We start from the raw sequence: 1,044 nt of genomic DNA, 5'->3' as shown, positions 1-1,044 counted from the left end.
GCAACCGGGGTGTACGATAAACCATTCAAGGCGGTGGTGATGTTGGCTGGAGATCCCACCAAAGTCACCGTTCCTGTACCGTTATTCGTAATCGTCACCCCTGCCGTTGCCAGTGCCGTTAAGCTGCCGTGTGCCACAGAAATCGTGGTGGTCACAGATGCGCTGTCAATATCAGTAAGACTAATCGCATTGCCATTAGCAGAGCTAAAGACTCGAGCGGTGTCTTCATTCGTGCTTTGAGCGCCAGGGACGCTGTTGGTTGGAGCATCATTAACCGGATTGACTGTCAGGTTCACCGTAGCGGTTTCCGTAAAACCACCAGAAGTCACCGTATAGGTAAAGCTGGTACTGCCGTTGTAATTCACAGCTGGCGTAAAGCTTAAGGTGCCATCAGCATTCAAAAGTACCGTACCGTTGGCCACAGCCACTGTGCCGCCATAGGCAATGGCCGTACCGTTAATCGCAGTGATGGTATGGCCTGCGTTTTCAAAGGTATCGTTGTTATTCACATCATAATTTGCCACCGTGTCTTCATTCATGATTATTGCATCGTTGGCAATATCCACGACTGGATTGACTGTAATGGCGAGGTTGTCCGTATCGCTTAAAGCGCCGTCACTGGTAACTATGGTTAAACTGTCAGAACCGTTGTAATCGGCAACAGGAATGTAAGTTAAACCATTCAAAGCGGTGGTGATGTTAGCTGGAGATCCCACCAAAGTCACCGTTCCTGTACCGTTATTCGTAATCGTCACTCCTGCTGTTGCCAGTGCCGTTAAGCTGCCGTGTGCCACAGAAATCGTGGTGGTCACAGAAGCACTGTCTATGTCGGTAAGACTAATCGCATTGCCGTTGGCAGAGCTAAAGACCTGAGCGGTGTCTTCATTCGTCGTTTGAGCGCCAGGGACGCTGTTGGTTGGGGCATCATTAACCGGGTTCACCGTGACGTTCACTGTAGCCGTTTCCGTAACCCCACCGGAAGTGACCGTATAGGTAAAGCTGGTGCTGCCATTGTAATTAGCGGTTGGGGTAAAGCTTAAAGTA

At 50.1% G+C, this 1,044-nt stretch carries 1 protein-coding gene; it reads right to left on the bottom strand.

The annotated features are described in order from the left end of the window. A partial coding sequence (locus Lqua_RS13275; RefSeq protein ID WP_193787185.1) for a tandem-95 repeat protein occupies positions 1-1,044 on the bottom strand: 1,044 nt, incomplete at both ends.

This window comes from Legionella quateirensis (genome assembly GCF_001467955.1).
GTDB classification, from domain to species: Bacteria; Pseudomonadota; Gammaproteobacteria; order Legionellales; family Legionellaceae; genus Legionella; species Legionella quateirensis.
This window is presented reverse-complemented; position numbering and strand designations above follow the sequence as displayed.